The organism is Balneatrix alpica DSM 16621 (assembly GCF_000619885.1).
In the GTDB taxonomy this organism is placed as follows: domain Bacteria; phylum Pseudomonadota; class Gammaproteobacteria; order Pseudomonadales; family Balneatricaceae; genus Balneatrix; species Balneatrix alpica.
This window is the reverse complement of record NZ_KK211041.1, coordinates 301,741-327,120: the sequence shown is the minus strand read 5'-3', so window position 1 is coordinate 327,120 and position 25,380 is coordinate 301,741. Positions and strand designations below refer to the sequence as shown.

The following is a 25,380-nucleotide window of genomic DNA, read 5'->3' as shown; positions in this document are numbered from 1 at the left end:
GGCTTTTTCTTATGTCGATGCTGCCTAAAGCTGATCCTGGTCAACTTTGCTACAGGATATTTCCAGCTGCCGAGCTGATTTGATGACCATCAAGTTAGTTTACAGCCAACCTACCTAGCATGGCTCCACGGTTGTAGGAGCCCGCCGTGAAGCCCGTGATGCAGGATTAAGGAGAGAGACCATGCATGCCCGTTTCCGTCCAGGAAAAGTCAGCTTGCTGACCCTGACCGCACTCGCTATCGCCATCGGCACTGCCCAGGCCGAAACCAAACACAGCACGCAAAGCGCTGCCGAAGCCACCTACCAGAGCGCTCCTTCCACCGTCGACAGTGCCAATCTGGTCATGACCCCAGGCGCCCCCGATATGACGGTTGAAGAGTTTGAACAAGCCAAGCAGATTTTCTTTGAACGCTGCGCAGGCTGCCACGGGGTGCTCCGCAAGGGGGCAACTGGCAAACCCCTCACCCCCGATGTCACTCAGCCCAAGGGTAGCCAATATCTGAAAACCCTGATCAGTTATGGCACTGCCGCCGGGATGCCTAACTGGGGCACCTCCGGTGAGCTATCCGAGCAACAAATCGACATCATGGCCCGCTATATTCAGCACGAACCCCCAACGCCACCAGAGTGGGGCATGCCGGAGATGAAAAATAGCTGGAAGGTGCTGGTTGCGCCGGAACAGCGCCCCAGTAAACAAATGAATAAATACAATCTCAAAAATGTGTTTGGCGTCACCCTGCGCGATTCCGGCGAGGTGGCCCTGATTGATGGGGATAGCAAAGAAATCATCAACATCGTCAAAACCGGTTACGCCGTGCACATCTCTCGCCCCTCCTCTTCAGGTCGTTACCTGTTCACCATCGGTCGTGATGCCAAGATCGATATGATCGACCTGTGGATGGAAAAACCTGATCGGGTAGCGGAGATTAAAATAGGCCTGGAAGCCCGCTCGGTGGAAACCTCAAAATACAAAGGCTTTGAGGATAAGTACGCTATTGCTGGCTCATACTGGCCACCTCAATACGTCATCATGGATGGCAATACGTTGGAGCCACTTAAAATTGTCTCCACCCGTGGCATGACCGTCGACACCCAGGAATACCATCCTGAGCCCCGGGTCGCCGCTATTGTGGCCTCCCACGAAAAGCCTGAGTTTATTGTCAACGTCAAAGAGACCGGCAAAATTCTGATGGTGAACTACGAGGACATCGATAACCTTAGCGTGACTGAAGCCCCGGCAGCCCGCTTCCTGCATGATGGCGGTTGGGACTCGACCCACCGTTACTTTATGACCGCCGCCAACCAGTCGAATAAAGTCGCCGTCTTAGACTCGAAAGAAGGCAAAATCACCGCCATGGTTGATGTAGGTAAAATTCCTCATCCAGGTCGCGGAGCCAACTTTGTTGATCCTGAGTTTGGTCCTGTATGGATGACAGGCCACCTGGGTGATGAGACCTTCTCCCTGATCGGTACAGATCCTAGCGGACATCCGCAGCAAGCCTGGCAAGTAGTACGCACCCTGAAGGGTCAGGGCGGTGGCAATCTGTTCGTCAAGACCCATCCAGAGTCCAAGCATATCTATGCCGATACGGCGCTTAATCCCCTGGAAGCAATCAGCCAATCCGTCGCCGTCTGGCGTGTCGATCAGCTCGACCAACCCTATCAGGTACTCCCCATCGCTGAATGGGCCGATCTGGGCGAAGGCCCCAAGCGGGTTGTACAGCCGGAATACAATCAAGCCGGGGATGAAGTCTGGTTCTCGGTCTGGAACGGCAAAGAGCAAAAATCTGCCATCGTGGTGGTCGATGACAAAACCCTCAAACTCAAGAAAGTCATCAAGGATGAGCGTCTGATCACCCCCACCGGCAAATTCAATATGTACAACACAATGCACGATATTTACTAATCACTACCTCAAGGAAGCAACCTGAGAAGTTGCTGCAAACGCCCCTTCCCCCCGCTTCGGCGGGGGTTTTTCCTCCCCAAAAACCCAGTATTTCAGTCAAGCATTGACCCTTATCAACCCCATCACAGCCGCGCCAGGCTAGCATCAGGGCAGTTGAATGGAGTGTCTATGTCCCTTGCCCTAAGCCCAAGCCTCACCAAACCCAGCATCCCCGGTGATCTGGCGATGTGGTGCTTTATTCTGGCCGAGCTGGCGGTGTTTGCCCTGTTGTTTCTGGTCTGGCTGATTTTCCGCCATCAACAGCCTCTGTTGTTTAGTAACGGCCAGGATTTGCTCCACCCCTGGCTTGGTGTCATCAATACCCTAGCGCTGCTCAGTGGCAGCTATGCCGTCGCCATGGCCATGGAGCTGCAACAAACACAACCGCGCCCCAAGCAGGCAGCAGCCTGGCTGCTTGGCGCCTGGCTCTGTGGCCTGGCCTATTGCCTGCTCAAAGGCTGGGAATACCAGCAACTGTGGCAACAGGGCTGGCAACTCGATAGCAATGCCTTCTTTAGCAGTTATTACCTGCTCACCGCCTTCCACTTGCTGCACGTCATATTGGGTATGCTGATTCTGGCCTGGATGGCCTGGCACCTTTACGCTGACCATGCTGACAGCAACCACAGTCAAGGGCTGCAATCCGGTGCCAGCTACTGGCATATGGTGGATCTGGTCTGGTTGATTCTCTTTCCGCTGGTATACCTGTTATGAGCGCGCTCCTCAGCGGCGGCCATCGCCTTACCCTGCTCTGGGCCATTCTACTGCTGTTGACCCTGAGTGCCGCTCTGCTATCCCCGCCGCAACGCCCCGTGATCGCCGCAGCGATTCTCACCCTGAGCATGCTCAAGGCCGCCCTGGTGGTCGATCACTTTATGCAGTTACGTCAGGCCCCCGGCTGGCTGCGCTTATTGCTGCAAGCCTATTGCCCCAGCATCGCTCTGGCCGCCTGGCTACTGCTCTATGCCTAATCCTGCTTAGGAGCCCTTCATGCACACTGCCCCTCAACTTACTGACTTGCCCTTCTATCAACCCCAGGGGGAAGAAATCGCCCTCTTCGAACACGCTTACCGACAACGTCTGCCGGTACTGCTCAAGGGGCCGACTGGCTGTGGCAAAACCCGCTTTATCTGCCATATGGCCGCCCGCCTGGCTCTGCCCCTGCACACGGTAGCCTGCCATGATGACCTGACCGCAGCCGACCTGGTTGGCCGCCATCTGATCGGCCAGGGTGATACGCTTTGGCAGGATGGCCCCCTCACCCGTGCAGTACGCCAGGGGGGTATTTGCTACCTCGATGAAGTGGTGGAAGCACGCAAGGACACCACCGTGGTCATTCACCCCCTGACCGATGACCGCCGCCTGTTGCCGCTTGACCGCACCGGTGAGCTGCTGCAGGCCCCCGCAAACTTTATGCTGGTAATGAGCTACAACCCCGGCTACCAGTCACTGATGAAAGGACTCAAACCCAGTACCCGCCAACGCTTTATCGCCATCAGCTTCGACTATCTCCCCCTCGAACAGGAAATCGCCGTAGTCGCCCAGGAGTCAGGGCTGGACCCACAGCGTTGCCGCCCCCTGGTACGCATCGCCCAGGGGCTACGCAAATTACAGGATGTTGACCTGGAAGAAGCCGCCAGCACCCGCCTGCTAATTTACGCCGCCAGCCTGATTCGTTCCGGTATCGCCCCCCTGACCGCCTGCCAAGCTGCCCTGATCGAACCCTTATCGGATGATCAAGACACCCTGGCCGCCCTGCGGGCAGTGGTGGCGGCCAATCTGGATCTCTAGCCTGTAAGGAAAATGTGATGGAAGAAGCGGTTGGCCAATACTGGGACAAGTGGATTACCCGCCTGGCGGATAACCGTCATAGCCAGGCCCAGGTCAGTCTGGAACAGATGCGTAAAGTCCTGGGCATCTACTTTCGCGCTCTGGGGGGCGATGCAGGCCTCAGCCTCAGTGCCGCCACCCCAACCCGTTATCAGCAAAGGCGTAACTGGCTGCAACGGCTGGCGGGCAGCCACACCCGGGTAGAACTGGCCTGGCGCGACGGCAATACCCTGCATCTGCCCGCCCAACTGGCCCTCTTTGCCGAGGCTGATCTCAACCGCCAACTGTATTTTTGGTTAGCCGCCCTGGCCTGTGCCCCCGCCTTGCCTGGTCACTGGTATCAACGCAGTCAGGCCCAGGTCAACTGGGTGCTGGTGCACTTTCCCGGCCTAGTCCACAGCTACGCTCAATTGGTGCAGGCCCATCTCGCCCAACGTCCAGCTCCTGCCACCCTGCCAAGCCCGGAGGCCGAGCAAGAACGCCTGCTCCGCCAAGCGCTGACCCAGCCCGGTTCCGTCAGCCAATTGCCCCACTGCCGCTACCAGCCCCAGCCCGTTGCACTCTGGTTACATCCTGTCCCCCCCCTCAGTGCCCTGGACACCAGTCAGGCCGATGCCGTGCAGGACGGCGGCCAGACTCCTGCGGGTGGCCCTCAGCAGGACAGCCGGGCGCAAAAGCGTCAGGCCGAACGCACAGAGATGCCCAAGGATGAAGGCGGGCTCTTGGCCCTGCGCCATGAAACCAGCCTCTTTACCCTGGCCGACTTCATCAAGCTGGACCGCCGCTGCGAAGAGGACGATGACCTCAGCCAGGCCGAGCAGAATGCTGACGACAGTGAACGCCTCAGCATCGCCCGCGACCAGGACAGCCTCGCCTCCCGCATTCGCTTTGACCTCGACCTGCCCGCTGCCGCAGTGGATGCCCGCCCCCTGGCGGGCCCTATCAGCCTGCCGGAGTGGGACTATCGCCAACAACGCCTGCTGCCCAATCAGTGTTTACTCCACACCCTCGCTCCTCTTAACTGCCCAGCCCAGCCCCTGCCATCACACTTGCAGGTTCTGGCCAAGCGTCTGCGCCGCCAGTTTGAGGCATTGCAAAACCGTCGCCAGTGGCTCCGTCAGCAAGAAGATGGCAGTGAGATTGACCTGGAAGCCTACCTTAACTTCCGTGGTCAACTTGGCACTGGCCACAGCCAGCCCAGTCCCAAGCTCTATCGCCAACTGCATAAGCAAGAGCGGGATCTGGCCTGCTTATTGTTGGCCGATCTATCCCTCTCCACCGATGCCTGGGTCGGCAAGGAAAGCCGCATCATCGACCTGATCCGCGATGGATTGTTGCTGTTTAGTGAAAGCCTGAATCGCAGCGGCGATGCCTTTGCCCTCTATGGTTTTTCCTCGCGCACCCGCGAACAGGTACGCTTTAGCTGCCTGAAACATTTTCACGAACCCTATAACGCCCAAATCCGCGGCCGCATCCAGGCGATTGAACCCGGCTACTACACCCGCATGGGAGCAGCGATTCGCCAGTCCAGCCAACTGCTGCTGGAGCAGGATGCGCAGCATCGGCTGCTGTTGATCCTGACCGATGGCAAGCCCAATGATCTTGACCACTATGAAGGGCGCTATGGCATTGAAGACACCCGGATGGCGATACGGGAAGCCCGCCAGGCAGGGCTGATTCCCTTCTGCCTGACCATCGATGATCGTGCCGAAGATTATTTGCCCTACTTATTCGGCCAGGGTCACTATGCCCATGTGCGCCGCCCGGCCCAATTACCCCGAGCCCTCCCCAAACTCTACGCACGCCTCACCGCCAGCCTTGGTCAGTAGCCAGGGCTTGATAACCCCCTCAGCCACACCCATAAGCCTAACTTGAATGGATGCTTCGGGTGTGGTGCTGTCCCCGAAGTGGGTTACAGCTTCCACAACTGATTCACCTCCCATGCCTTTACTGGAATACGAAACCACCAAAGTTGATGTTTATGTCGAGCACCTGGCTGAGGTTAATAACCACAATACGGTGCTGGCATCCGATGACTTGTATAACGAGCAAGGGGTGCTGCTGGCTAAAAAAGGCATGGCCATTAACAGCAAAACTGCCGAGCGTTTAATCCGTCACAAGCTTAAACAGCCGCTGGAACAAAGCGTCACCCTGGCCCATAGCCTGACTCGTGAGCAGCTCTGGGCAGACCTCAACCAGCAGTTCAAACATTCCGCTGACTTATTGGCCTTAAGCCAGCATTTAACTGAAGCCAGCCTGCTTGAGGCCCGCGACTGGGTGATGCGCCTGCCACTGGTGGTGCAAAAGCTGACGGTATTACGTGCCCGCCTGCCTGATCAGTATCGCAAAGCGCTGTTCTGTGCCTGGTTTGGCTTTGCTATTGCCAGCCGGCTACAACGGCCTGATGTGATTCCACGGGAAATATTCCTCGCGGGACTGGTACATGACATTGGCATGCTGCATCTGCGGCCGGAAATTCTCAATAAAGAACGGGAACTTAGCCCGGAAGAATGGCGCGCCATTCAAAGCCATGTGCTGATTGGCAAAATGTTTCTGGAGACCATCAAAGAAGTACCCAAAACGGTGATCAGTGCTGTGTTGGAACACCATGAGCGTTGTGATGGTTCAGGCTACCCCAGTGCCCGCTTTAAAGAGGAAATCAGCACCGCCAGTCAGGTCATCGCCATCGCCGATACTCTCTATGCTCTGCGCTTTAGTAAGGGGCATGCCCAGCATGATTTTTTGATGTTACTGCCGGTATTACAAATCAACGACTTTTGGTTTCAGCCGGAGGTTTATGAAGCCAGCCGCAGCCTGATCAAACTGGCGGGTATTCGCCCCAGCCGTCTATTTGGCAACGATGAAGATTTACTGGCGGCGCTACCTAAACTGGTTAAAACCGCCAAACAGTTAAACAGCTATGCCGAACAAACCATCAAACTCTTGGAACTCCTCCCCAAAGAGCCTTCCAAGCACCGCTACTTACGCAGTTTGCAGGCTATCACTCAAGCGTTGGATGCCTTGGTCTCCCGTTCGGGCATTCTGACCGATGGCATTCAACGCTGGATCGCCCACGTCTATCAAAACAAACTTGATAGCTCCTATGCGGAGATGGAAGAAATCATTCTGATGTATGACGAGTTACTCTGGCGTTTTCGCGAACAAAAACGGGTACTGCATATCGTTGAGCAAGAAGCCCCTGAACCCCTGAAAACTCAGCTCAGCGCCCTGTATGCTCAAATGGAGCCCCAGGCCACCCAAGCAAAAAGTGCCTAGTCCTGCCTATCCTGCCAGAGTAGGCAGGGCTGTCAGGTACTCTCCCGTACCACTAACTCAAAGCCCAGATCCCGCACCCGCTGCGCCTCCCCCTGCCCAACCAACAGCTGCAGTAAAAGCTGAGCGGACTGCTTGCCGATTTCATAACGTGGCGTGGCAATACTGGTGATGGAGGGTACTGTCCAGGCCGATGCAGCCAAGTCGTTAAAACCCGCGATAGCCAACTGCTCAGGCACGGCAATCCCCTGACGTTGGCAAAAGAACAAGGCTCCCTGGGCCAAGTCATCGTTACAGCAAAACAGCGCATCCAACTGCGGAGCCTGTTGCAGTAGTTGCTGGGCCAGGCGCGCCCCTAACCCCACCGAGGAGGCATCCGCCACACTGATTTCCTGCTCTGCCCGATAACATCCCTGCTCCTGCAGTACCTGCCGATAGCCTTCCCGTCTTTTCAGGGTACGGGCATCTAACTGAGCAGCAATAAAACCAATGCGGCGGTAGCCTTGCGCCAGCAAATACTCCGTCATGGCTCTGCCGCAATCCAATTGGGAAAAACCCACGCAGGGGCGTTGTGGATCAAGTTCCATCATATGCACCACCGGGCAACCACTGCCGGCCAGTTGTGCCTCCACCTCCGCCGTGTGTTCAAAGCCCGTCATCAGGATGCCATCCGGATTATGGGCCAGATAAGCACGCAGCAACTTGGCTTCTTCCTCACTGGAGTAGCGGGTATTACCGATCAGTACCTGATAACCCTGGGGGTGCAGCACGTCATAGATCCCCGCCAGGGTATCCACAAATACCTCGTTCGCCAGCGATGGCACCAATACCACAACCGTATTGGAACGGGCCGATGCTAATGCGCGGGCGGCCTGATTGGGGCGATAGCCCAATTCCTCGACCACTTCCTCAATTCGCTGACGCAACGTTGCGGAGACTTTCTCCGGGGTGCGCAACGCCCGGGAGATGGTAATCGCGCTTACCCCTACTTTTTCCGCCACCTCATTCAGGGTGACTTTACCGGCCGCACTGCGTTTGGCCCTGGCTGGGATCTTCATCGCACATCCTTGACGGTTGTTCTTGTTGGCTGTTTTGCTGGCTGACTAAGGAATTTTCACACTTGACAGCGCCAATGTTACCGCTAACATTATCTCCAGCCTAGTCATCTTGCGCAGCAGGATGATCATCACGCCACCCTAACAGGTGCAACCCTCTGGCTAAAGCCAGTCTGAGTGATCTGTTAGCCCGGCGTTTTTTTAGCAAGAAGGATGTTAGCGCTAACATGACAGCTTCAATCCCCCCCGAACAGCCTTGTCATTTGGTCGTGATGGGAGTCTGCGGTAGTGGCAAGAGCCTGATGGGACAACGCCTGGCACAACAACTGGGCCTGCCCTTTATTGAAGGGGATGAACATCATCCAGAGGCAAATCTGCACAAAATGCGCCAAGGCATTCCTTTACAGGACAGTGATCGTCAGGGCTGGCTAGAGCGCTTAGGCCAGTTACTTGCGGCCCATCCGCAAGGCGCAGTGCTCAGCTGCTCTGCCCTCAAGCTGCGCTACCGTGAGCAACTACGCCACCACTGTCCCCGGCTGGGCTTTGTCTATTTACACGGCGATTACAGCACCATTGAGTCCCGCCTATTACAACGTCAGGGGCACTTTATGCCTCCTGCGCTGCTTGCCAGCCAATTTGCAGATTTAGAGATTCCCCATAACGAACCTCGGGTATGGCAACTGGATGTGCGTGACACCCCCGAACAACTGCTAGCCCAACTCCTGCCGCAACTGCCCCGTAGCGGCGCATGTTAAAGCAGGCTCAGGATCGCGACGAGGATAAGAATAAGATGATCAAATTGCACACCCTACTCACCCGCACCCTGGAATACCTGATGGCCGCCGCGTTAGCGGTGATGTTTATTGCCGTGCTCGGCAATGTCATTTTGCGCTATGGCTTTAACTCCGGTCTGGCTGTCTCCGAAGAACTGGCCCGCTTACTTTTTGTCTGGCTGATTTTCATTGGTGCCGTATTAGCCATGGCCCGCCATGCCCACCTGGGGTTTGACCTGCTGCAGCGGCGCCTGCCTGCCCCCTTGCGTTTCGCCTGCGCGCTGATCAGCCATGCTCTGATGCTTTATGCCCTGTGGTTACTCTGGCAGGGCAGCTGGGTGCAATTTGAGATTGGTTGGCGCGTCCGCTCTACCGTTATGCAATACCCCCTCGCCCTGATGGCCGCCGCCGGTTTATTCACCGCCTTTGGTATGGCCTGCTGCTTGCTGCTTAATCTGTACCGACTGCTCAGGGGTGATCCCCAGGCGTACTTAGCCGGTGCCCCCCGTCTTCAGCAGGAGGAACAGGCATGACACTGGCGCTGTTTCTCGGCTCCCTGTTTGGTTTGATGAGCCTCGGCATGCCCATTGCCTTTGCCCTGATCTTGGCGGGGGTCGTACTGATGTGGCATCTGGACTTTTTCGATGCCCAATTGGTCGCCCAAAACCTGCTTAACGGGGCCGATAGTTTCCCCCTGATGGCCGTCCCCTTCTTTATCCTGGCGGGCGAAATCATGAACGCCGGCGGTCTATCCCGCCGCATTATCAACCTGGCGATCAGCTGCGTCGGCCATCGCCACGGCGGTCTGGGGTATGTCGCCATCATTGCCGCCATCATCCTCGCCAGCCTGTCTGGTTCCGCCATCGCCGACACCGCGGCCCTGGCTACTCTGCTGTTACCGATGATGCGTAATCATGGTTACCCCGTTGGCCGCAGTGGTGGGCTCATTGCCGCCGGTGGCATCATTGCACCGGTTATTCCCCCCAGTATGCCCTTCATTATCTTTGGCGTGACCACCAACCTGTCGATCAGCCAGTTATTTATGGCCGGCATCGTTCCCGGCATCCTGATGGGGTTCGGCTTGGTATTGGCATGGCGTTGGAGCCTGGGGGGCATTGAGTTGCAACTGCAGCCCAAACAGAGCCGCCAGCAACGCTGGCTGGCGGTGAAGGATGGCCTGCTCGCCCTGCTGATGCCGGTGATTATCATCGGTGGCCTGCGTGGGGGCATCTTTACCCCAACCGAAGCCGCTGTAGTGGCCGCCGCCTATGCCTTGTTGATCAGCACCCTGGTCTATCGTGAACTGAACCTGAAACAGCTGTTGCCGCTGTTTATCCAGGCGGCTTACACCACCAGCATCGTCATGTTCCTCTGCGCAGCCGCCATCGTTTCCTCTTATATGATTACCCTGGCGGATCTGCCCCAGGAGCTGATTGAGCTGCTTTCCCCCTTACTCGACAGCCCCCGCACCCTGATGCTGGCAATCGTCATCGCCATGCTGCTGATCGGCATGGTGATGGACCTGACTCCAACCATTTTGATTCTTGGCCCCGTACTGATGCCGCTCGTCATCAAGGCCGGAATCGACCCTATCTACTTTGGCGTGATGTTTGTCATGGTCGGCTGTGTTGGCCTGATTACCCCGCCAATTGGAACCGTCTTGAGTGTGGTTTCCGGTGTTGCGCGCGAACCGATGGAAACCCTGGTGAAGGGCATTCTGCCTTTCCTGCTCATGTACCTGGGCCTGATTGCCCTGTTTGTGCTGTTCCCACAACTGATCACTGTGCCGGCCAGCCTGCTCAACTAACCCATGCCTATCACTGAAGGACAACAACAATGAAAAAACTCGTGAAAACTCTGACTGCTCTGGCCCTGGGGGCCAGCCTGGGTCTAACCAGCCTGGCGCAAGCCGCCGAGGTACAAAACCGCATTATTCGCTTCGGCTACGGCCTGAATGAAGACAGTAACCAAGGCCGCGCGGTGAACTACTTTGCCGAGGAGCTCAAGCGCCTGTCTGACGGCAAACTCAAGGTCAAAGGCTTTGCCGGTGCCAGCCTAGGCAGTGATATGCAGATGCAAAATGCCTTGATCGGCGGTGCCCAGGAAATGATGGTAGGCTCCACCGCCACCCTGGTCGGTATCGTCAAAGACTTTGCCGTGTGGGATCTGCCCTTCTTGTTTAATAACGAACAGGAAGCCGATCAGGTGCTGGATGGCCCCTTTGGCCAAGCCTTGTTGGCCAAGCTTGATGAACAGGGTCTGGTGGGTCTGGTGTACTGGGAAAACGGCTTTCGTAACCTGACCAACAGCAAGCGTCCGGTGGAAAAACTGGAAGATCTGCACGGCATCAAACTGCGCGTCATGCAGAACCCGGTATTCCTCGACCTCTTTAACCGGATGGGTGCCAATGCGGTGCCGATGTCCTTCTCCGAGCTGTTTACCGCACTGGAAACCAAGACCGTGGATGGCCAGGAAAACCCGGTGACCACCATTCAATCCAGCAAGTTCTATGAAGTGCAGCAGTACTTGAGCCTCACCCGTCATGTTTATAGCCCCTGGATTATGCTGGCGAGTAAAAGCTGGTGGGATAAGCTCAGCGCCGATGAACAGCAGCTGATCCAACAGGCCGCGCTGGCAGCCCGGGACTATGAGCGTCAGGACAGTCGTGCCCAGAGCTTGGCGGCGATGGACTTCCTCAAAGCACAAGGCATGCAGATTAATGAAGTCAGCCCGGCAGAACTGGAACGGATGCGTGCCCAGGCTAAGGCCACTATCGAAGCCCAAGCCCAGGAAATTGGCCCTGAACTCGTGGCTGAACTCTTTGCTGCCATCGACAGCGCCCGCCACTAACCCACTCATCAACCCATAGTGGACTCACCCCGCACAGTATTAGGCCCTGACCTGTACTGTGCGGTCTTTGTCAGGATGCTGTTTTATCTCAACTCTGCGGCGCATTGCCCTGCCCCTTAGCTAGCGGTTCTTGATCAGGGGCCGGCAACTGCGCAATAAAATGGGCCAGGCTCGGCTCCGCCAGTTTCGGGTAATGACGGGTGAGGGTTACCAGCTGATGAATGCGATCCAAACGAAAGTTGCGATAATCCTGACGCAGCTCGCACCAACCTACTAGCGTCCAACACTGTCCCCAAAACACCAATCCCAACGGCCAAAGACTACGCTGACTGTGCTGCCCTTGCGCATCCCGATAGTCCACCTGCACTACCCGGTATTGCTCGCAGGCCTCCCTTAGCTGCTGATGCAACGCGGCCTGCACTGGCGTCTGGCAGATATCCGGCACTAAATAGGGGGTACGCTCGGCACGCTGCTTGGCTTCTTCTGGTAACACTGCACGAATTTTGTCGATCGCCCGCAGTGCCCCTGCCGCCAGAGTCGGGTCACTCCAGGCCTTAACCATATGACAACCCAGCAGTAGCGCCAGGGCTTCTTCGGCATCAAACATAATCGGTGGCAAGGCGCTGCCGGGGCGCAGGCGATAACCTACCCCGGCCTCACCTTCAATTGGAAAGCCGGCTAAGCTGAGCGCCTGCATATCCCGATAAAGGGTACGGACTGACACTTCCAAACGCGCCGCCAGCTGTTCCGCCGTCAGCACTGTACGTCTGCCCTTTAATAACGTCAGGATTAATAACAGTCGCTCTGCCTTGCTCATGCTGCTCCGCTATCTCGCATCGTCCCTTCCAGTCGATAGGCTATCTGGCTATGACTGAGGTGGACAGAGTCTGGCTCAATTAAAGCCATTAAAGCCTGACTTTCACTGGCCTGCATAAAACCAGCACTGGCGGCTTGCGCCTGCTCCAGGCTTTGCCAATAGACCACATCGACCCACAGGCCGTCTTCTTGCTGGGACAGACTACGGTACAAAAAGCCCGACTGACGCTGCAACCAGGGGCTCAGTTGTTGGCTGGCCTCTAACACCTCGGCCTGACTCACGCCCTGACGGCTACGAAACAAGGCTAACTCTAACGCTTCCATTGTCTTTTCCTTTACTGGGTGAACAGCCCACAGTGTGCCCCCCTCCTCCTGACATCTCCTGTCAGGACTCTTTTCCTGTTACAGATCAAGACCTCAGCAGCAAACTCGCCTAGAATGCCAACACGAAGCGTTCTTATTCTCTTTCTCTGTACTAGGATAGCCCGTGTTCCAGCCTCATCTGTACTCCTGCCTGCTCGCGCTCTTAAGCTGCCTGCCTGTTAGCGCACTCAGCGATACGACTAGCACCGAGCAGAGCGCCATGGCAGCGCTCGGTCAGCAGCTCTACTTTGACAAGAACTTATCCGCAAACCGTAGTCAGGCCTGTGCCAGTTGCCATGATCCGGCTGCCGCTTTTGTCGATCCTCGCAGCACCACTCCTGCCCTGGCTGGCTCCTTGGGGGCCGATGGTCATTCCCGTGGGGATCGTCAGGCTCCGATGGCTGCCTATGCCGCCTTCAGCCCTGAATTTCATCAGAACAGTGATGGAGACTATGTCGGAGGACAGTTTTGGGATGGCCGTGCACAGGATCTCAGCGAACAGGCAGGCGGTCCTCCCCTGAATCCAGGGGAAATGGCCATGGCGGATCAGGCCAGTGTGCTCACTCGACTGTTGGAAAATCCGCTTTATGTTGAGCGCTTTCCGGCTATTTTTGGCCCCCAGGTGTTGCATCAAGCCGATACCGCCTATACGGCGCTGCGTCAAAGTATTGCTGCCTTTGAACAGTCAGAACTGTTTAGCCCCTTTGACTCCAAGTATGACCGCTATCTGCGGGGCGAATACCAGCCTACTGAACAGGAAGAGTTAGGGATGACGCTGTTTTTCTCCCAGCAATTCACCAATTGCAACCAGTGTCATCAACTGCAACCCCGGGCACAAATGGCGGAGGAAACCTTCACTAATTACCGCTACCACAATATTGGCGTCCCCACTAACACCGCATTAAGGGTCAACAATGGCGTGGCCTCTAGCAGCCAGGATCAAGGTTTGGGACAAAACCCCAAACTCAGCCCAGCGCAGCAAGCCCTACAGGCCGGCAAATTCAAAGTGCCCAGCCTGCGCAATGTAGCGGTCACCGCGCCCTATATGCATAACGGCGTCTTTGCCGATTTACGCACCGTGGTGCTGTTTTACGATAAGTACAACAGCAAAAGTGCCAGACGCCAGATCAATCCGGAAACAGGGCAGCCCTGGGGCCCACCAGAGGTGGCGGCAAACCTGGCACTGCCAGAGTTAGAGCACGGCCCTGCGCTGGATGATAAACGGGTAGAGGCGCTGGTCGCCTTTCTTAACATGCTGACCGACCAACGCTATGAGCACCTGCTCACCCGCTAAACCCAGTAAACCGAGCGGGCGCTTAAATCGCGCTCGCCTCGACCAATACCTGGGTTAAGACATGATCTTCTAACACTTGCCAGTTGGCCTTCATGCTGGATGCCCGCTGCCCCTTGCTGACGGCCTCGGCATAGCGGGCCGGGGTCAGTCCCCAGGTCGTTAAGCTGGGGATTTGCCAGTGTTGGCAGCACTGCTCCACCCACTCTACCCCCTGCTCGGCCCGAGCATCAGGCTGACCAGTCAAGAGCGCGGCAACCCGCTGGTAGCGCGCCAGACCGGCCTGGCTGTTGGCATCTGACTGCTGGCGCAATTGGTTAATATTGGCCCGCATCACCGGAGCCAGGAGTGCCGCACAGAGCATGCCATGGGGCGCGCCTAGCATCCCCCCCAGTGGTCCCGCCAAGCCATGAACAGCCCCGAGACCACTGTTGGCTAACGCCAGCCCCCCACTCAGACTGACATAGGCCATGGCTTCTCGAGCGGGACGACTATCAGGCTCCTGCCGCAGTCGCGGCAAAGCCCAGGCGGCCTGTTCAATAGCAGCAAGCGCCAGGGCATCGGTAAGCGGATTGGCCTTGGCACTGACATAGGGTTCGATCACCTGGGTCAGAGCATCCATCCCGGTACTGGCGGTGACACTGGCAGGTAAACTCAGGGTGAGTTGTGGATCAATCAATGCCAGGCTGGGTAACATCCACGGCGAGCGCAGACTCACCTTCACCCCCTGTTCCGGCACATCCAATACCGCATTACGGGTCACCTCGGCTCCCGTACCGGCAGTACTGGGAATCGCAATATAAGGCAGTCCTGGCTGTTCTATTTGTCGCCCGGCGCCCACCACCTCCAGATAGTCCAAAAGAGGGCCTTGCTGGCGCAGCATAATCGCCACCACCTTACCCAAATCAATAACGCTGCCCCCACCCAAACCTATCACCGCTTGGGGGGCAAAATTCGCCACCTCAGCCAGCAGCTGCTGAGCCATCTGCACATCAGGCTCTTTCGTCACCGGGTAGAACGCTAACTCAAAGCCCTGCTGCTGTAAGGGAGCAAGCAAGTCCTGGCACTGGGCTACACGACTGCCACAGAGCACCGCCAAGCGGCTGACGCCAGAGGGCATCCAGGAAGCTAAATGGGCGAGCTGCCCCCAACCAAATTCGATACGCTGGCTGGTGGTAAAACTAAAGGCATTCATATTGATCTCGCTATAACGGGTCGCTGCTATTTGCTATAGCCCTTCTGGCTGTCTATTTGACCGCTCGGGCTAAGCCACTTTCCTGACCCTCCGGAGGCTTCCATCAGTCTTGTTATTGTTATGCTGTACTTATATTCAAACTCGCTAATCCTGCTTCACGCCTAGCAAAATAACGCTTGTTATGAAGCAGCACGATAAGCCATAAGTTGAAGTAATGATGACTAGCTTGCGGAACATTGATCTTGATCAACTTCCGTCCTAGGTCGAGTCTAGCGCCCATGCTAGAGTGAGCAACTGTTTTTCTTCCCCAATTTGAAGCCCCCCAGCATGTCTAACCGATCCTCCACTGAGCGTGTTCTGCACTACCAAGTTTTTGCTATGGTGGGCCTGGTACTGCTGGTCTCGCTAAGTATTTTTGCCTACTTCCTCAGTAAAAATCTGTTCAATAACGAACAACGCTTGCAGCAACTGGAGCAGGATATTCGCCACTCCCAGCAGGCAAACCTGGAAACCGAAGTGCACTCTGTCCTGCAATACCTGAGCTATATGCGCCAGCGTGCAGAGGAAGTGCTGAAAAAAGAGTCAAAAAACCAAGTCGAGCAAGCTCTTAGTATTGCCCGCACCCTACAGCGGCAACACCCCCAAGCCTCCCGCTCCGAGCTGGAAGGTCTGATCCGCGAGACGCTACGCGACATTCGCTTCTTCAGCGGGCGCGGCTATCTGTTCATTGATGACTTAGCCGGTAACTGTGTCCTCCTACCCACAGCGCCTCATCTGGAGGGACAATCACTACTGGATAACCAGGATGATAGTGGTCACTACATTATGCGGGGGCTGTTAGACGCAGTGGATAACCCAGAAGGGGCAGGCTACTCCCGTTACCGCTGGTACGCCCCCGGCAATAACCAGCAAATGCGCGACAAAATCTCCTACGTGGCGCGCTTCGAGCCTTTGGACTGGATCATCGGTACCGGCGATTACATTTTCCAGATTGAAAATGATCTCAAGTTGATTGCTCTAGAACGCCTAAAGCGCATGCGCTTTGGTATGGATGGCTATATCAGTGTGTTGGATCAACATGGTCAGTTGCTGGTGAACATTGGGGATAACGCCTTACTAGGACAAAACTACCAACAACTGCGCTCCAAAGAGCTGAAACAAAATTTGGAAAATATTCTGATGCAGGCCAGCCAAGGGGGCGGCATCCTCGAACATAGTAGTCTGCTCAGTGAACAGCCGGGCCAACCGCGTTTGTCCTTAATCACCACCATGGAGGAGTGGGGTTGGGTAATCGTTGCGGGCATTAACCCCAGCCAGTTGCATCAACTGATCGCCAAACAACGCCAGGAGTTACAGGCGGATTTTCGCCGTGACACCCAGCATCTTCTATTGGTAATGGGAGTGGCGTTGTTACTGACGCTAGTATTGGCGCTGGCTTACTCCGCTTGGCTAAGGCGTCAATTCAAGCGTTACCAACTTAACATCGAACATCAACATCAGCGCCTGCGTGACAATGCTCACCAGCTAGAAGTCGCTGCCCGAGTCTTCGAGGCCGCCAATGAAGGCATTCTGATTACCGATGCGCGCAACAAGATCATTGCCTGTAATGCCTCCTTTACCGAGATCACCGGCTATAGCCGTGAGGAAGTACTGGGGCAGGATCCGTCTATCCTCTCGTCCGGTAAACATGATGCCGAGTTTTATCAGCAACTCTGGCAGGATTTGACAGCCCATGGGCACTGGCAGGGAGAAATCTATAACCGCCGCAAAAATGGCACCATCTATCCGGAATGGTTATCGATCACTCTGTACAAAGATGCCCAAGGCAAGGTGTTGAATTTTATTGCCTCAATTGCTGATATCAGTGAGCGCAAAAAAGTGGAGGCGCGGTTACGTTATCTGGCCGAGTATGACCCCCTTACTAACCTGCCCAATCGTCGCCTGTTAGAGGATAGAGCCAACCAGCTCATCCAAATCAGCCGACGCCATCCTGAGCGCAAACTAGCCCTGCTATTTATTGACCTGGATCGCTTCAAAACCATCAATGATTCCCTCGGTCATCGCAGTGGCGACAAACTACTGCAAGCTATGGCACAACGCCTACGTCATGTCGCCCGCAGCTGCGACACGGTCAGCCGTATTGGTGGTGATGAGTTTATTGTTTTAATGCACGACCTCGATATTCCTGAGGCGGCGGCCAAGATAGCCCACCGCCTGCAACAGGCAATCAGTATGCCGGTGGATATTGATGGCCACCGCATTATTACTACTCCCTCGATTGGTATCGCCTGTCATCCCGAAGATGGGGAAAGCTTCGAAGAGCTGATGCGCAATGCCGATGCGGCGCTCTATCAGGCCAAACACCTGGGGCGGAATAATTTCCAGTTCTACACCCAGTCCCTGAATGCCCATGCCAGTGAATATCTGCAACTCCAGACTGACCTGCATGAGGCCCTGGCCTACCACCAACTGTTACTCCATTATCAACCGCAGTTTGACTTGGCCAGTGGCCAATTGCAGGGTTGTGAAGCACTGGTACGCTGGCAACACCCCAGCCGTGGCATGGTTTCACCAGGGGTGTTCATTCCGCTGGCAGAAGAAAGCGGCCTGATTCACGGCATTGGCCAGTTCGTGCTACAGGAGGCATGCCGTCAGGGAGCTGCTTGGCTGAATGCCGGCCTGGAGTTTGGCAACATTGCGGTCAATCTATCTGCGAGCCAGTTCTCCACCGACCTGGTCGACTGGGTAGCCAGTACCCTTAAGCAAACCGGTATGCCAGCCACCCGTCTGACACTGGAAGTCACCGAAAGTATGCTGATGGAAGATGCCAATACCGCCGCCGCTGTGCTCGCCCAACTTAAACAGCTAGGGGTTAGCATTGCGCTGGATGACTTTGGTACCGGCTACTCCAGTCTGGCGTACTTGAAAGGCTTTGCCCTGGATAAACTCAAAATCGATAAAGCCTTTATCGACAACCTACCGAGCAACCAGGATGACGCTGCTATCACCCGTGCCATTATCGACATTGCCCGCCACCTGCAACTGCAAACAGTAGCTGAAGGTATCGAGCATCAGGCGCAATGGGACTTCCTCCGTCAGGTAGGCTGCGATGCCGGTCAGGGCTACCTCTATGCCCGCCCCCTAACCCCTGCCCAACTGGAAGAGCGGCTTAAGCATCCTCCAAACGCGTAATTCTGGCGAAATAGTGGCCCTGGCAAATATGGCAGGGCTGCAATACCGCAGCGCTGGTCAAACAGAGCATATGACCACAGTGGCTACAGGTAAAAGTGCCAGGACTGGCCACTTCGCCCTGCATATAGGTTTCTTCACCATGCTGTAGGCGATGCTGTAACTCGACCCACTCCACCAAAGTGGGGTCGGCCAAGCCTAATAACCAATCCGCCATCTGCTGTTCAAGCAAGTCCAAATCAAAACGTAACCAGGCTTTAAGATCCTCCTGTGTCTCTATAGCCTCCTGCCCTAATGCACGTAAATCGCGGCTAATCCAGGCCTTGAGCAGATCCACCTCCTCGCGGGTCAGCTCCTCCGCCGCTAACTCCAGCTTTGCGGCATCCTCCAATGCCTGATTAATCGCCTGCCAGGAACGCTGCTCCAAGGTGTCCAGGCTAGCGTGCAGGCGCGCCAGCATACGCTGGTAACCTTTAACTCTGGCTTGATCCCGTTGTTGCTGTTCACTCATTTCTCGCTCCTCCTTCGCCATTGGCGAAAGCCTTGGCAATCCGCACACCACTACAGTGGCGCAACCCTATCACTAGGTTATAATGCATTCCTTCGTGAACCGCGACCCACCGCCTAACCGGCGTCAAGTGGCCGGGCGTCAATTCCAAGGACAAACGACAACAGCCAGCATGAACGAGCACTATCAGCCGCACGAGATTGAAGCCAGCGCGCAACAATTCTGGGAAACCGAGCAGGTTTTCAAAGTCCAGCAGGACGACTCCAAAGAGAAGTTCTACTGCCTATCCATGTTCCCCTACCCCAGCGGCCGCCTGCACATGGGCCATGTGCGTAACTACACCATTGGTGATGTAATCAGCCGTCACCAGCGCATGCTTGGTAAGAACGTACTCCAGCCAATGGGCTGGGATGCCTTCGGTCTGCCGGCGGAAAACGCCGCCATCAAAAACAACGTGCCCCCCGCCAAGTGGACCTACGAAAACATTGACTACATGCGTAACCAACTTAAGCGTCTGGGCTTTGGTTATGACTGGGATCGTGAAATCGCCACCTGCCATCCGCAGTATTACCGCTGGGAACAGTGGTTCTTCACCAAACTGCTGGAAAAGGGCCTGGTTTACAAAAAGAACGCTGTGGTTAACTGGGACCCGGTTGATCAAACCGTGCTGGCCAACGAGCAGGTTATTGATGGTAAAGGCTGGCGCTCCGGCGCACCGGTTGAACGCAAAGAGATTCCCCAGTGGTTCCTTAAGATCACCGCCTATGCCGAAGAGTTGCTCAGCGATCTCGACGCGATGGAAGGCTGGCCGGAGCAGGTCAAAACCATGCAGCGTAACTGGATTGGTCGCTCCGAAGGGGTTGAGCTGACCTTTGAGGTGGTCGGTGAGAAGTCACTGGAAGTGTTCACCACTCGCCCTGACACCCTCTTTGGCGTCACCTATGTTGCGGTTGCGCCCCAACACCCCTTGGCTCTCAAAGCGGCCCAAAACAACCCTGCCATCGCTGACTTTATTGAGCGCTGCTCACACCTAAAGGTGGCAGAGGCGGAAATGGCCAAGCTGGAGAAAGAGGGTTTTGATACCGGCTTCCGTGCCATTCACCCCCTAACAGGCAAAGAAGTCCCTGTCTGGACAGCTAACTTTGTCCTGATGGACTACGGCTCTGGTGCCGTGATGGCGGTTCCCGCCCACGACCAGCGCGACTGGGAATTTGCGCACAAGTATCAGCTGCCATTGCAGCAAGTGATTCGCCCCGAAGACGGTGAAACCCAAGTCGACCTCAGCCAAGGCGCTTACACTGAAAAAGGTGTACTGGTTAACTCCGGCGACTTTGATGACCTTAGCTTTGATATTGCCTTTAAAGCCATTGCCGCCACCCTGGAAGAGCAGAAAAAAGGCAAGGTAGTAGTGAACTATCGTCTGCGCGATTGGGGGGTATCCCGTCAGCGTTACTGGGGCGCGCCCATTCCAGTGATCAACTGCGATCACTGTGGCCCGGTCCCCGTGCCGGAAGATCAACTGCCGGTGGTGCTGCCGGAGGATATCGAATTTGATGGGGTGGGCTCGCCAATCAAAAAGATGCCTTCGTTCTATCAGACCAGCTGTCCCAAGTGCGGCGCCGATGCCCAGCGTGAAACCGATACCTTTGACACCTTTATGGAGTCATCCTGGTACTACGCACGCTTCGCCAGCCGTAACTGCAATGAAGCCATGCTCGATGGTGAAGCCAACTACTGGGCACCTGTCGATCAGTATGTTGGGGGGATTGAGCATGCGATTCTGCACCTGCTTTACGCTCGCTTCTTCCACAAACTGATGCGTGACCTGGGCCTGGTTAATTCCGACGAGCCCTTCAAGCGCCTGCTGACCCAAGGCATGGTGCTGGCAGAAACCTACTATCGCGAAGACGAGAAAGGCGGTAAGCACTGGTTCTCTCCGCAGGATGTACAAGTCAAGCGCGACGAGAAAGGCAACATTGTCAGTGCCACCCTGCTCAGCGACGGTGAGCCCGTGCTGCCAGCTGGCATGAGCAAGATGTCCAAATCCAAGAATAACGGTATCGATCCACAAGTGATGATCGACCGTTACGGTGCCGACACCGTGCGACTGTTTATGATGTTTGCAGCGCCTCCTGAGTTGTCACTGGAATGGTCAGATACCGGTGTTGAGGGTGCTCACCGCTTCATCCGCCGTCTGTGGAAACTGGTAACGGATCATCTCAACAAAGGTCAGGCTGGTAACCTTGATAAAAACGCCCTGACTGACGAGCAAAAAGAGCTGCGCCGCAAGGCCCATGAAACCTTGCAGAAAGTGACGGATGATATCGAGCGTCGCCACACCTTCAACACGGCGATTGCCGCAGTGATGGAGCTGTGTAATGCCATTAGCAAATTCGAAGACCATAGCCCTCAGGGCTTGGCCGTTGAGCGCGAGGCACTGGAGCTGGCCGTGCTGATGCTGTCGCCGATTATTCCACACGTCACCCATCAACTGTGGACCGACCTCGGCCATCAGGATGCCATCTGCAGTGCTAGCTGGCCTGCGGTTGACTCCAGTGCCCTGGTACGAGACACCCTGGAACTGGTGGTACAGGTCAATGGCAAGGTGCGTGGCAAAATCCAAGTAGCCGCCGATGCAGACCGCAACGTCATCCAGCAACTGGCCTTGGCGGAAGATAATGTCCAACGCCATGTCGCTGACCTGACTGTCCGCAAAGTCATCGTCGTTCCCGGTAAGCTGGTCAACATCGTGGTAGGAAGCTAAGGAGTAAGCATGCGTATTCTGGTTTGGGCACTGGCCCTGGTATTAGCAGGTTGTGGTTTTCAACTACGCGGCTATCAAAGTGGTGGAGAAGGCGGATTGCCTATCGCCACCTCTGACAGTGCCTTACAGGATCGCCTGACTGCGGTACTGAGCCAAATGGGCATTAACACCGAACAGGGTAGCGGTGACTATGTGCAAGTTCTGCTGCTGGATGAACGTCAGGATCGCAGTCTGATCGACAGCCGAGGCAATGCCACCGAAAACCTGTTGGTAACCCGTATCAGTTATCGCATGGTTCGCCCTGGCGCTGAGTTCCCTGAGGTACCCAAGCATCTGCAGGTAGAGCGTACTTATCGCGTCGATGAGAATGCTCAACTGGCTTCAGACACCCAGGCTGGCCAAATCCGTGAAGAAATGCTACGCGAACTGCTGATCCAGCTACAAGCGCGGTTTGAGGCGTTTAAGCGTCAATAACGGATGAAACTGAAAGCCGAGCAGCTGGCCAGCCAGCTGCAAAAAGGGCTCGCTCCACTTTACTTTATCTGTGGAGACGAGCCCTTGTTACTCCAGGAATGCGCTGATCAGGTACGCCAAGCTGCACGTGAGCGTGGCTTTGCCGACCGCCAAGTGTTTCATGTCGAAGCTGGATTCGCCTGGGAAGAAGTATTGGCCAGTGCCAACAGCCTCTCTCTCTTTGCAGAACAAAAGCTGCTCGACATTCGCCTGCAGGGCAAGCCGAATGATAAAGGCATGCAAACTCTGCTGAGCTATGCCAATTCCCCCCCTGCCGACACCCTGCTGCTGCTCACTGCTCCCAAGCTCGATAGTAGTGCTCTCAAAGCCAAATGGGCTACCGCCTTGGAACAAGCAGGGGTTCTGGTGCAAATCTGGCCCCTTGACACCCAGGCGCTACCTGGCTGGCTCAGTCAGCGGGCACGTCAGCTGGGCTTACAGCTCAGTCCAGATGCTGCACAATTATTGGCGCAGCGAGTGGAAGGCAACCTGCTAGCAGCTATTCAGGAACTTAATCTGTTAGCGCTGCTCTGTGAACCGGGCGTGTTGCAGGCAGAACAAATTGAAGAAGTGGTCGCCCATCATGCCCGCCATGATGTGTTTGACCTCTGTAAGCAGGCATTTAGTGGTGACTGGCCTGCCACCCTGCGGATTCTGCGTAGTCTGCAACTCGAAGAAACAGAACCTACCCTGTTGCTTTGGGCCCTGAGTCGCGAACTACGGGCACTGCTTGAACTGAGTCAGGTCACTCGCCAGGGCCAGTCCTTTGACCAGGCCTGCCGTCAGTTAAAAATTTGGAATCAACGCCAAGCCCCCTTACGCCAAGCCCTCCAACGCTGCCGCCCCAATCTGCTACTGGCACTGCAAAAGCAGACCCACTACCTCGATAGCTACAGCAAAACCGGCCAGCATGCATTGTTCTGGCAAGAGTTGCAGCTGTGGCTAAGTCATCTATGTGGTAGGCCGTTACCTCTGCCCTTTGCTCATTAAGAACTACTCTGCACAAATAAAGGCAGCAGCAAAAATGCAAGAAGCCGCCAAAGGCAGCTTCTTGTAATGGAGCATTTCTAACTAAGCTAACTATTTTTGGGGTCAGCCCTTAGCTAACTTTTTCGCCATGCGCCTGTTTGTCCGCATGGTAGCTGGAACGTACCAGAGGGCCGCTGGCGACATGGCTGAAACCCATTTCCTCTGCGATCCGCCCCAGCTCAGCAAACTCCTCTGGCGGCACAAAGCGCGCAACAGGCAAGTGATGCTTAGAGGGTTGCAGGTACTGCCCCAGAGTTAACATATCCACATCATGGGCACGTAAATCACGCATAACCTGCACGATTTCCTCGTTGGTCTCCCCCAATCCCAGCATTAAACCAGATTTGGTACGCACTTCAGGACGCAATGCCTTGTAGCGCTGCAGCAGTGTCAACGACCACTGATAGTCTGAGCCTGGACGAATCTTGCGATAGAGACGCGGTACCGATTCCATATTGTGGTTAAACACATCAGGAGGGGTAGCAGCCAGGACTTCCAGCGCAACATCCATCCGACCACGGAAATCCGGTACCAAAGTTTCAATCTCAATCCCTGGGCTCGCCGCTCGGACTTCTCGAATACACTCAGCAAAGTGATTGGCACCACCATCGCGCAAATCATCGCGATCCACCGACGTAATCACCACATAGCGCAGCCCCATATCACTAATCGCAGCGGCCAGTTCACGGGGTTCATCAGGACTCAAAGCATTGGGTCGACCATGAGCAACATCACAGAAAGGGCAACGGCGAGTACAGATTTCGCCCATGATCATAAAGGTGGCTGTACCCTTGCTGAAACACTCCCCCAGGTTAGGGCAACTTGCCTCTTCACATACCGAAGCCAGCTTATGCTTGCGCAGCTTGTTTTTAATCCGCTGTACTTCAGGCGAAGCTGGCAAACGCACTTTTAGCCAAGCCGGCTTACGTGGCATCTCTTCGGTAGGTAGCACCTTAACCGGAATCCGCGCCATTTTATCAGCGCCACGCAACTTCACCCCTTGTTCAACTTTAGCGGGGGCTTCAGGTTTGGTTTCGGCTTGTACGTGCTCAGACATAGCGTGCATCCAGACTGGGGTAACGAAGCGCCTGAGTATACCCTATTCTTTCGATCAAGTATTTTTCCAAGGCCTGAGTTACCGATTCAAGTTTCACATCGGAAACCAAGTTTCTCATATGGGTCATTTGTAGGCCAGCATAGCCACAGGGATTAATCCGTTGAAAAGGCGTCAGATCCATATCCACATTCAAGGCCAAGCCATGGAAGGAGCAGCCACGACGCACACGCAAGCCTAGCGAGCAAATTTTGGCCTCATCTACATAAACACCAGGCGCATCCTTTTTCGGATAGCCCTCAATCCCCCACTGTGCCAATACCGCTACCACCCCCTCTTCCATCAGGGTGACCAACTCCCGCACGCCTAAGCCCCCGCGACGCAGATCCAGCAACAAATAGGCAATCAACTGACCTGGTCCGTGGTAAGTCACCTGACCACCACGATCCACCTTCACAACAGGAATGTCACCCGGCGCTAGCAGATGCTCTTCTTTGCCCGCCTGCCCCTGGGTGAACACCGGTTCATGCTGCAATAACCACAGCTCATCTGGCTGTTCAGGGGTGCGGGTGTCGGTGAAATGCTGCATGGCCTGCCAAATCGGCTGATAAGGTTGCAGGCCTAGCTCACGGATGATCAAGGTACTCATCAGAGCACCATTTTGACTTGCGGTAAGGTGCGCAGCTCATCAAACAGGGCCTGTAACTGCTCCACGCCAGTAGCGGTAATCAGGAAACGAATCGACTTGAAACGTTGATTACGACTCAGGTTTTCGCTGATCTGTTGTATATCCAGATCAGGGGCATGCTTGAGCATAATTTGAGTCACCTGCTCACGAAAGTTAGGAACATTGTCCCCCATCACTTTGATCGGATAATTCTCACAGGGAAACTCAATTTTAGGAGCGGGTTGTTGCTCATCAGTCATGAAAA

The 25,380-nt window shown here is 55.5% G+C and carries 23 protein-coding genes; 15 read left to right on the top strand and 8 right to left on the bottom strand.

The window, feature by feature from the left end; translation table 11 throughout:
• The first annotated feature begins 181 nt into the window (after window positions 1-181).
• The 6 genes from Q334_RS0117070 to Q334_RS0117045 all read left to right on the top strand — a co-directional run bounded on the left by Q334_RS0117070 (window position 182) and on the right by Q334_RS0117045 (window position 7,051).
• Window positions 182-1,906, top strand: coding sequence for a cytochrome D1 domain-containing protein (locus Q334_RS0117070; protein ID WP_027314269.1), 1,725 nt, complete (start codon window positions 182-184; stop codon window positions 1,904-1,906).
• Window positions 1,907-2,074: 168 nt separating this feature from the next.
• The gene (locus tag Q334_RS0117065) at window positions 2,075-2,659 is read left to right on the top strand and encodes a cytochrome c oxidase subunit 3 (RefSeq protein WP_027314268.1); all 585 of its coding nucleotides are present in this window, start codon (window positions 2,075-2,077) and stop codon (window positions 2,657-2,659) included.
• On the top strand, window positions 2,656-2,916 hold the full coding sequence (locus Q334_RS19675) for a cytochrome C oxidase subunit IV family protein (protein ID WP_035461880.1): 261 nt from the start codon (window positions 2,656-2,658) through the stop codon (window positions 2,914-2,916). The genes Q334_RS0117065 and Q334_RS19675 overlap by 4 nt, the downstream gene beginning before the upstream one ends.
• A 19-nt stretch (window positions 2,917-2,935) precedes the next feature.
• Complete coding sequence (locus tag Q334_RS0117055) at window positions 2,936-3,736, top strand: CbbQ/NirQ/NorQ/GpvN family protein (protein ID WP_027314267.1); 801 nt, start codon at window positions 2,936-2,938, stop codon at window positions 3,734-3,736.
• A 17-nt stretch (window positions 3,737-3,753) separates the two neighbouring features.
• Window positions 3,754-5,604, top strand: a complete 1,851-nt coding sequence (locus Q334_RS0117050) for a nitric oxide reductase activation protein NorD (protein ID WP_027314266.1) — start codon at window positions 3,754-3,756, stop codon at window positions 5,602-5,604.
• Between the two features lie 112 nt (window positions 5,605-5,716).
• On the top strand, window positions 5,717-7,051 hold the full coding sequence (locus Q334_RS0117045; protein ID WP_027314265.1) for an HD-GYP domain-containing protein: 1,335 nt from the start codon (window positions 5,717-5,719) through the stop codon (window positions 7,049-7,051).
• A 32-nt stretch (window positions 7,052-7,083) separates the two neighbouring features.
• Here the strand turns inward: Q334_RS0117045 and Q334_RS0117040 are convergent, their stop codons facing one another.
• Window positions 7,084-8,106 carry an HTH-type transcriptional regulator GntR gene (locus Q334_RS0117040; RefSeq protein WP_027314264.1) on the bottom strand — a complete coding sequence of 341 codons (1,023 nt, stop codon included), beginning with the start codon at window positions 8,104-8,106 and terminating at the stop codon, window positions 7,084-7,086.
• Window positions 8,107-8,330: 224 nt separating this feature from the next.
• Between Q334_RS0117040 and Q334_RS0117035 the strand changes: the two genes are divergently transcribed.
• The 4 genes from Q334_RS0117035 to Q334_RS0117020 are packed head-to-tail and all read left to right on the top strand — an operon-like array spanning window position 8,331 to window position 11,726.
• Window positions 8,331-8,858, top strand: a complete 528-nt coding sequence (locus tag Q334_RS0117035; RefSeq protein ID WP_155889024.1) for a gluconokinase — start codon at window positions 8,331-8,333, stop codon at window positions 8,856-8,858.
• A gap of 35 nt (window positions 8,859-8,893) precedes the next feature.
• Window positions 8,894-9,409 (top strand): TRAP transporter small permease, encoded by a 516-nt coding sequence (locus tag Q334_RS19670; RefSeq protein WP_035461932.1) that lies wholly within the window; start codon window positions 8,894-8,896, stop codon window positions 9,407-9,409.
• Window positions 9,406-10,683 carry a TRAP transporter large permease subunit gene (locus Q334_RS0117025; RefSeq protein WP_027314262.1) on the top strand — a complete coding sequence of 426 codons (1,278 nt, stop codon included), beginning with the start codon at window positions 9,406-9,408 and terminating at the stop codon, window positions 10,681-10,683. Before Q334_RS19670 ends, Q334_RS0117025 begins: the two co-directional genes overlap by 4 nt.
• A gap of 29 nt (window positions 10,684-10,712) precedes the next feature.
• Window positions 10,713-11,726: a TRAP transporter substrate-binding protein gene (locus tag Q334_RS0117020; protein WP_027314261.1), complete on the top strand. Its 1,014-nt coding sequence runs from the start codon at window positions 10,713-10,715 to the stop codon at window positions 11,724-11,726.
• 88 nt (window positions 11,727-11,814) lie between these two features.
• Here Q334_RS0117020 and Q334_RS0117015 read toward each other — a convergent pair whose 3' ends face one another.
• Window positions 11,815-12,543 (bottom strand): helix-turn-helix transcriptional regulator, encoded by a 729-nt coding sequence (locus tag Q334_RS0117015; protein WP_027314260.1) that lies wholly within the window; start codon window positions 12,541-12,543, stop codon window positions 11,815-11,817.
• The gene (locus Q334_RS19665; protein ID WP_051527905.1) at window positions 12,540-12,866 is read right to left on the bottom strand and encodes a hypothetical protein; all 327 of its coding nucleotides are present in this window, start codon (window positions 12,864-12,866) and stop codon (window positions 12,540-12,542) included. Before Q334_RS19665 ends, Q334_RS0117015 begins: the two co-directional genes overlap by 4 nt.
• 163 nt (window positions 12,867-13,029) lie before the next feature.
• Here Q334_RS19665 and Q334_RS0117005 point away from each other — a divergent pair, with 163 nt between their 5' ends.
• Window positions 13,030-14,199: a cytochrome-c peroxidase gene (locus Q334_RS0117005; RefSeq protein ID WP_027314259.1), complete on the top strand. Its 1,170-nt coding sequence runs from the start codon at window positions 13,030-13,032 to the stop codon at window positions 14,197-14,199.
• A gap of 22 nt (window positions 14,200-14,221) precedes the next feature.
• Here Q334_RS0117005 and Q334_RS0117000 read toward each other — a convergent pair whose 3' ends face one another.
• On the bottom strand, window positions 14,222-15,391 hold the full coding sequence (locus tag Q334_RS0117000) for an iron-containing alcohol dehydrogenase (protein WP_035461879.1): 1,170 nt from the start codon (window positions 15,389-15,391) through the stop codon (window positions 14,222-14,224).
• A 327-nt stretch (window positions 15,392-15,718) separates the two neighbouring features.
• Here Q334_RS0117000 and Q334_RS0116995 point away from each other — a divergent pair, with 327 nt between their 5' ends.
• Window positions 15,719-18,583, top strand: a complete 2,865-nt coding sequence (locus Q334_RS0116995; protein ID WP_027314257.1) for a bifunctional diguanylate cyclase/phosphodiesterase — start codon at window positions 15,719-15,721, stop codon at window positions 18,581-18,583.
• Here Q334_RS0116995 and Q334_RS0116990 read toward each other — a convergent pair.
• A complete protein-coding gene (locus Q334_RS0116990) occupies window positions 18,561-19,091 on the bottom strand; it encodes a zinc ribbon-containing protein (protein ID WP_035461878.1) in 531 nt (176 codons plus the stop codon). The two genes, Q334_RS0116995 and Q334_RS0116990, sit on opposite strands and share 23 nt — an antisense overlap.
• 169 nt (window positions 19,092-19,260) lie before the next feature.
• On the opposite strand from Q334_RS0116990, the gene leuS reads away from it, so the two are divergent.
• From leuS to holA, 3 genes are read left to right on the top strand one after another with little or no spacing between them, the layout of a single operon-like run.
• A complete protein-coding gene (leuS, locus tag Q334_RS0116985) occupies window positions 19,261-21,852 on the top strand; it encodes a leucine--tRNA ligase (RefSeq protein WP_027314255.1) in 2,592 nt (863 codons plus the stop codon).
• A 9-nt stretch (window positions 21,853-21,861) separates the two neighbouring features.
• On the top strand, window positions 21,862-22,326 hold the full coding sequence (locus tag Q334_RS0116980; RefSeq protein ID WP_027314254.1) for an LPS-assembly lipoprotein LptE: 465 nt from the start codon (window positions 21,862-21,864) through the stop codon (window positions 22,324-22,326).
• 3 nt (window positions 22,327-22,329) lie between these two features.
• Complete coding sequence (gene holA, locus Q334_RS0116975) at window positions 22,330-23,355, top strand: DNA polymerase III subunit delta (RefSeq protein ID WP_027314253.1); 1,026 nt, start codon at window positions 22,330-22,332, stop codon at window positions 23,353-23,355.
• A 109-nt stretch (window positions 23,356-23,464) separates the two neighbouring features.
• Here the strand turns inward: holA and lipA are convergent, their stop codons facing one another.
• The 3 genes from lipA to Q334_RS0116960 are packed head-to-tail and all read right to left on the bottom strand — an operon-like array spanning window position 23,465 to window position 25,375.
• Window positions 23,465-24,451 (bottom strand): lipoyl synthase, encoded by a 987-nt coding sequence (gene lipA / locus Q334_RS0116970; RefSeq protein ID WP_027314252.1) that lies wholly within the window; start codon window positions 24,449-24,451, stop codon window positions 23,465-23,467.
• Complete coding sequence (lipB, locus tag Q334_RS0116965) at window positions 24,444-25,097, bottom strand: lipoyl(octanoyl) transferase LipB (protein WP_027314251.1); 654 nt, start codon at window positions 25,095-25,097, stop codon at window positions 24,444-24,446. The genes lipA and lipB overlap by 8 nt, the downstream gene beginning before the upstream one ends.
• Window positions 25,097-25,375: a YbeD family protein gene (locus tag Q334_RS0116960; RefSeq protein WP_027314250.1), complete on the bottom strand. Its 279-nt coding sequence runs from the start codon at window positions 25,373-25,375 to the stop codon at window positions 25,097-25,099. The genes lipB and Q334_RS0116960 overlap by 1 nt, the downstream gene beginning before the upstream one ends.
• Window positions 25,376-25,380: the final 5 nt, after the last annotated feature.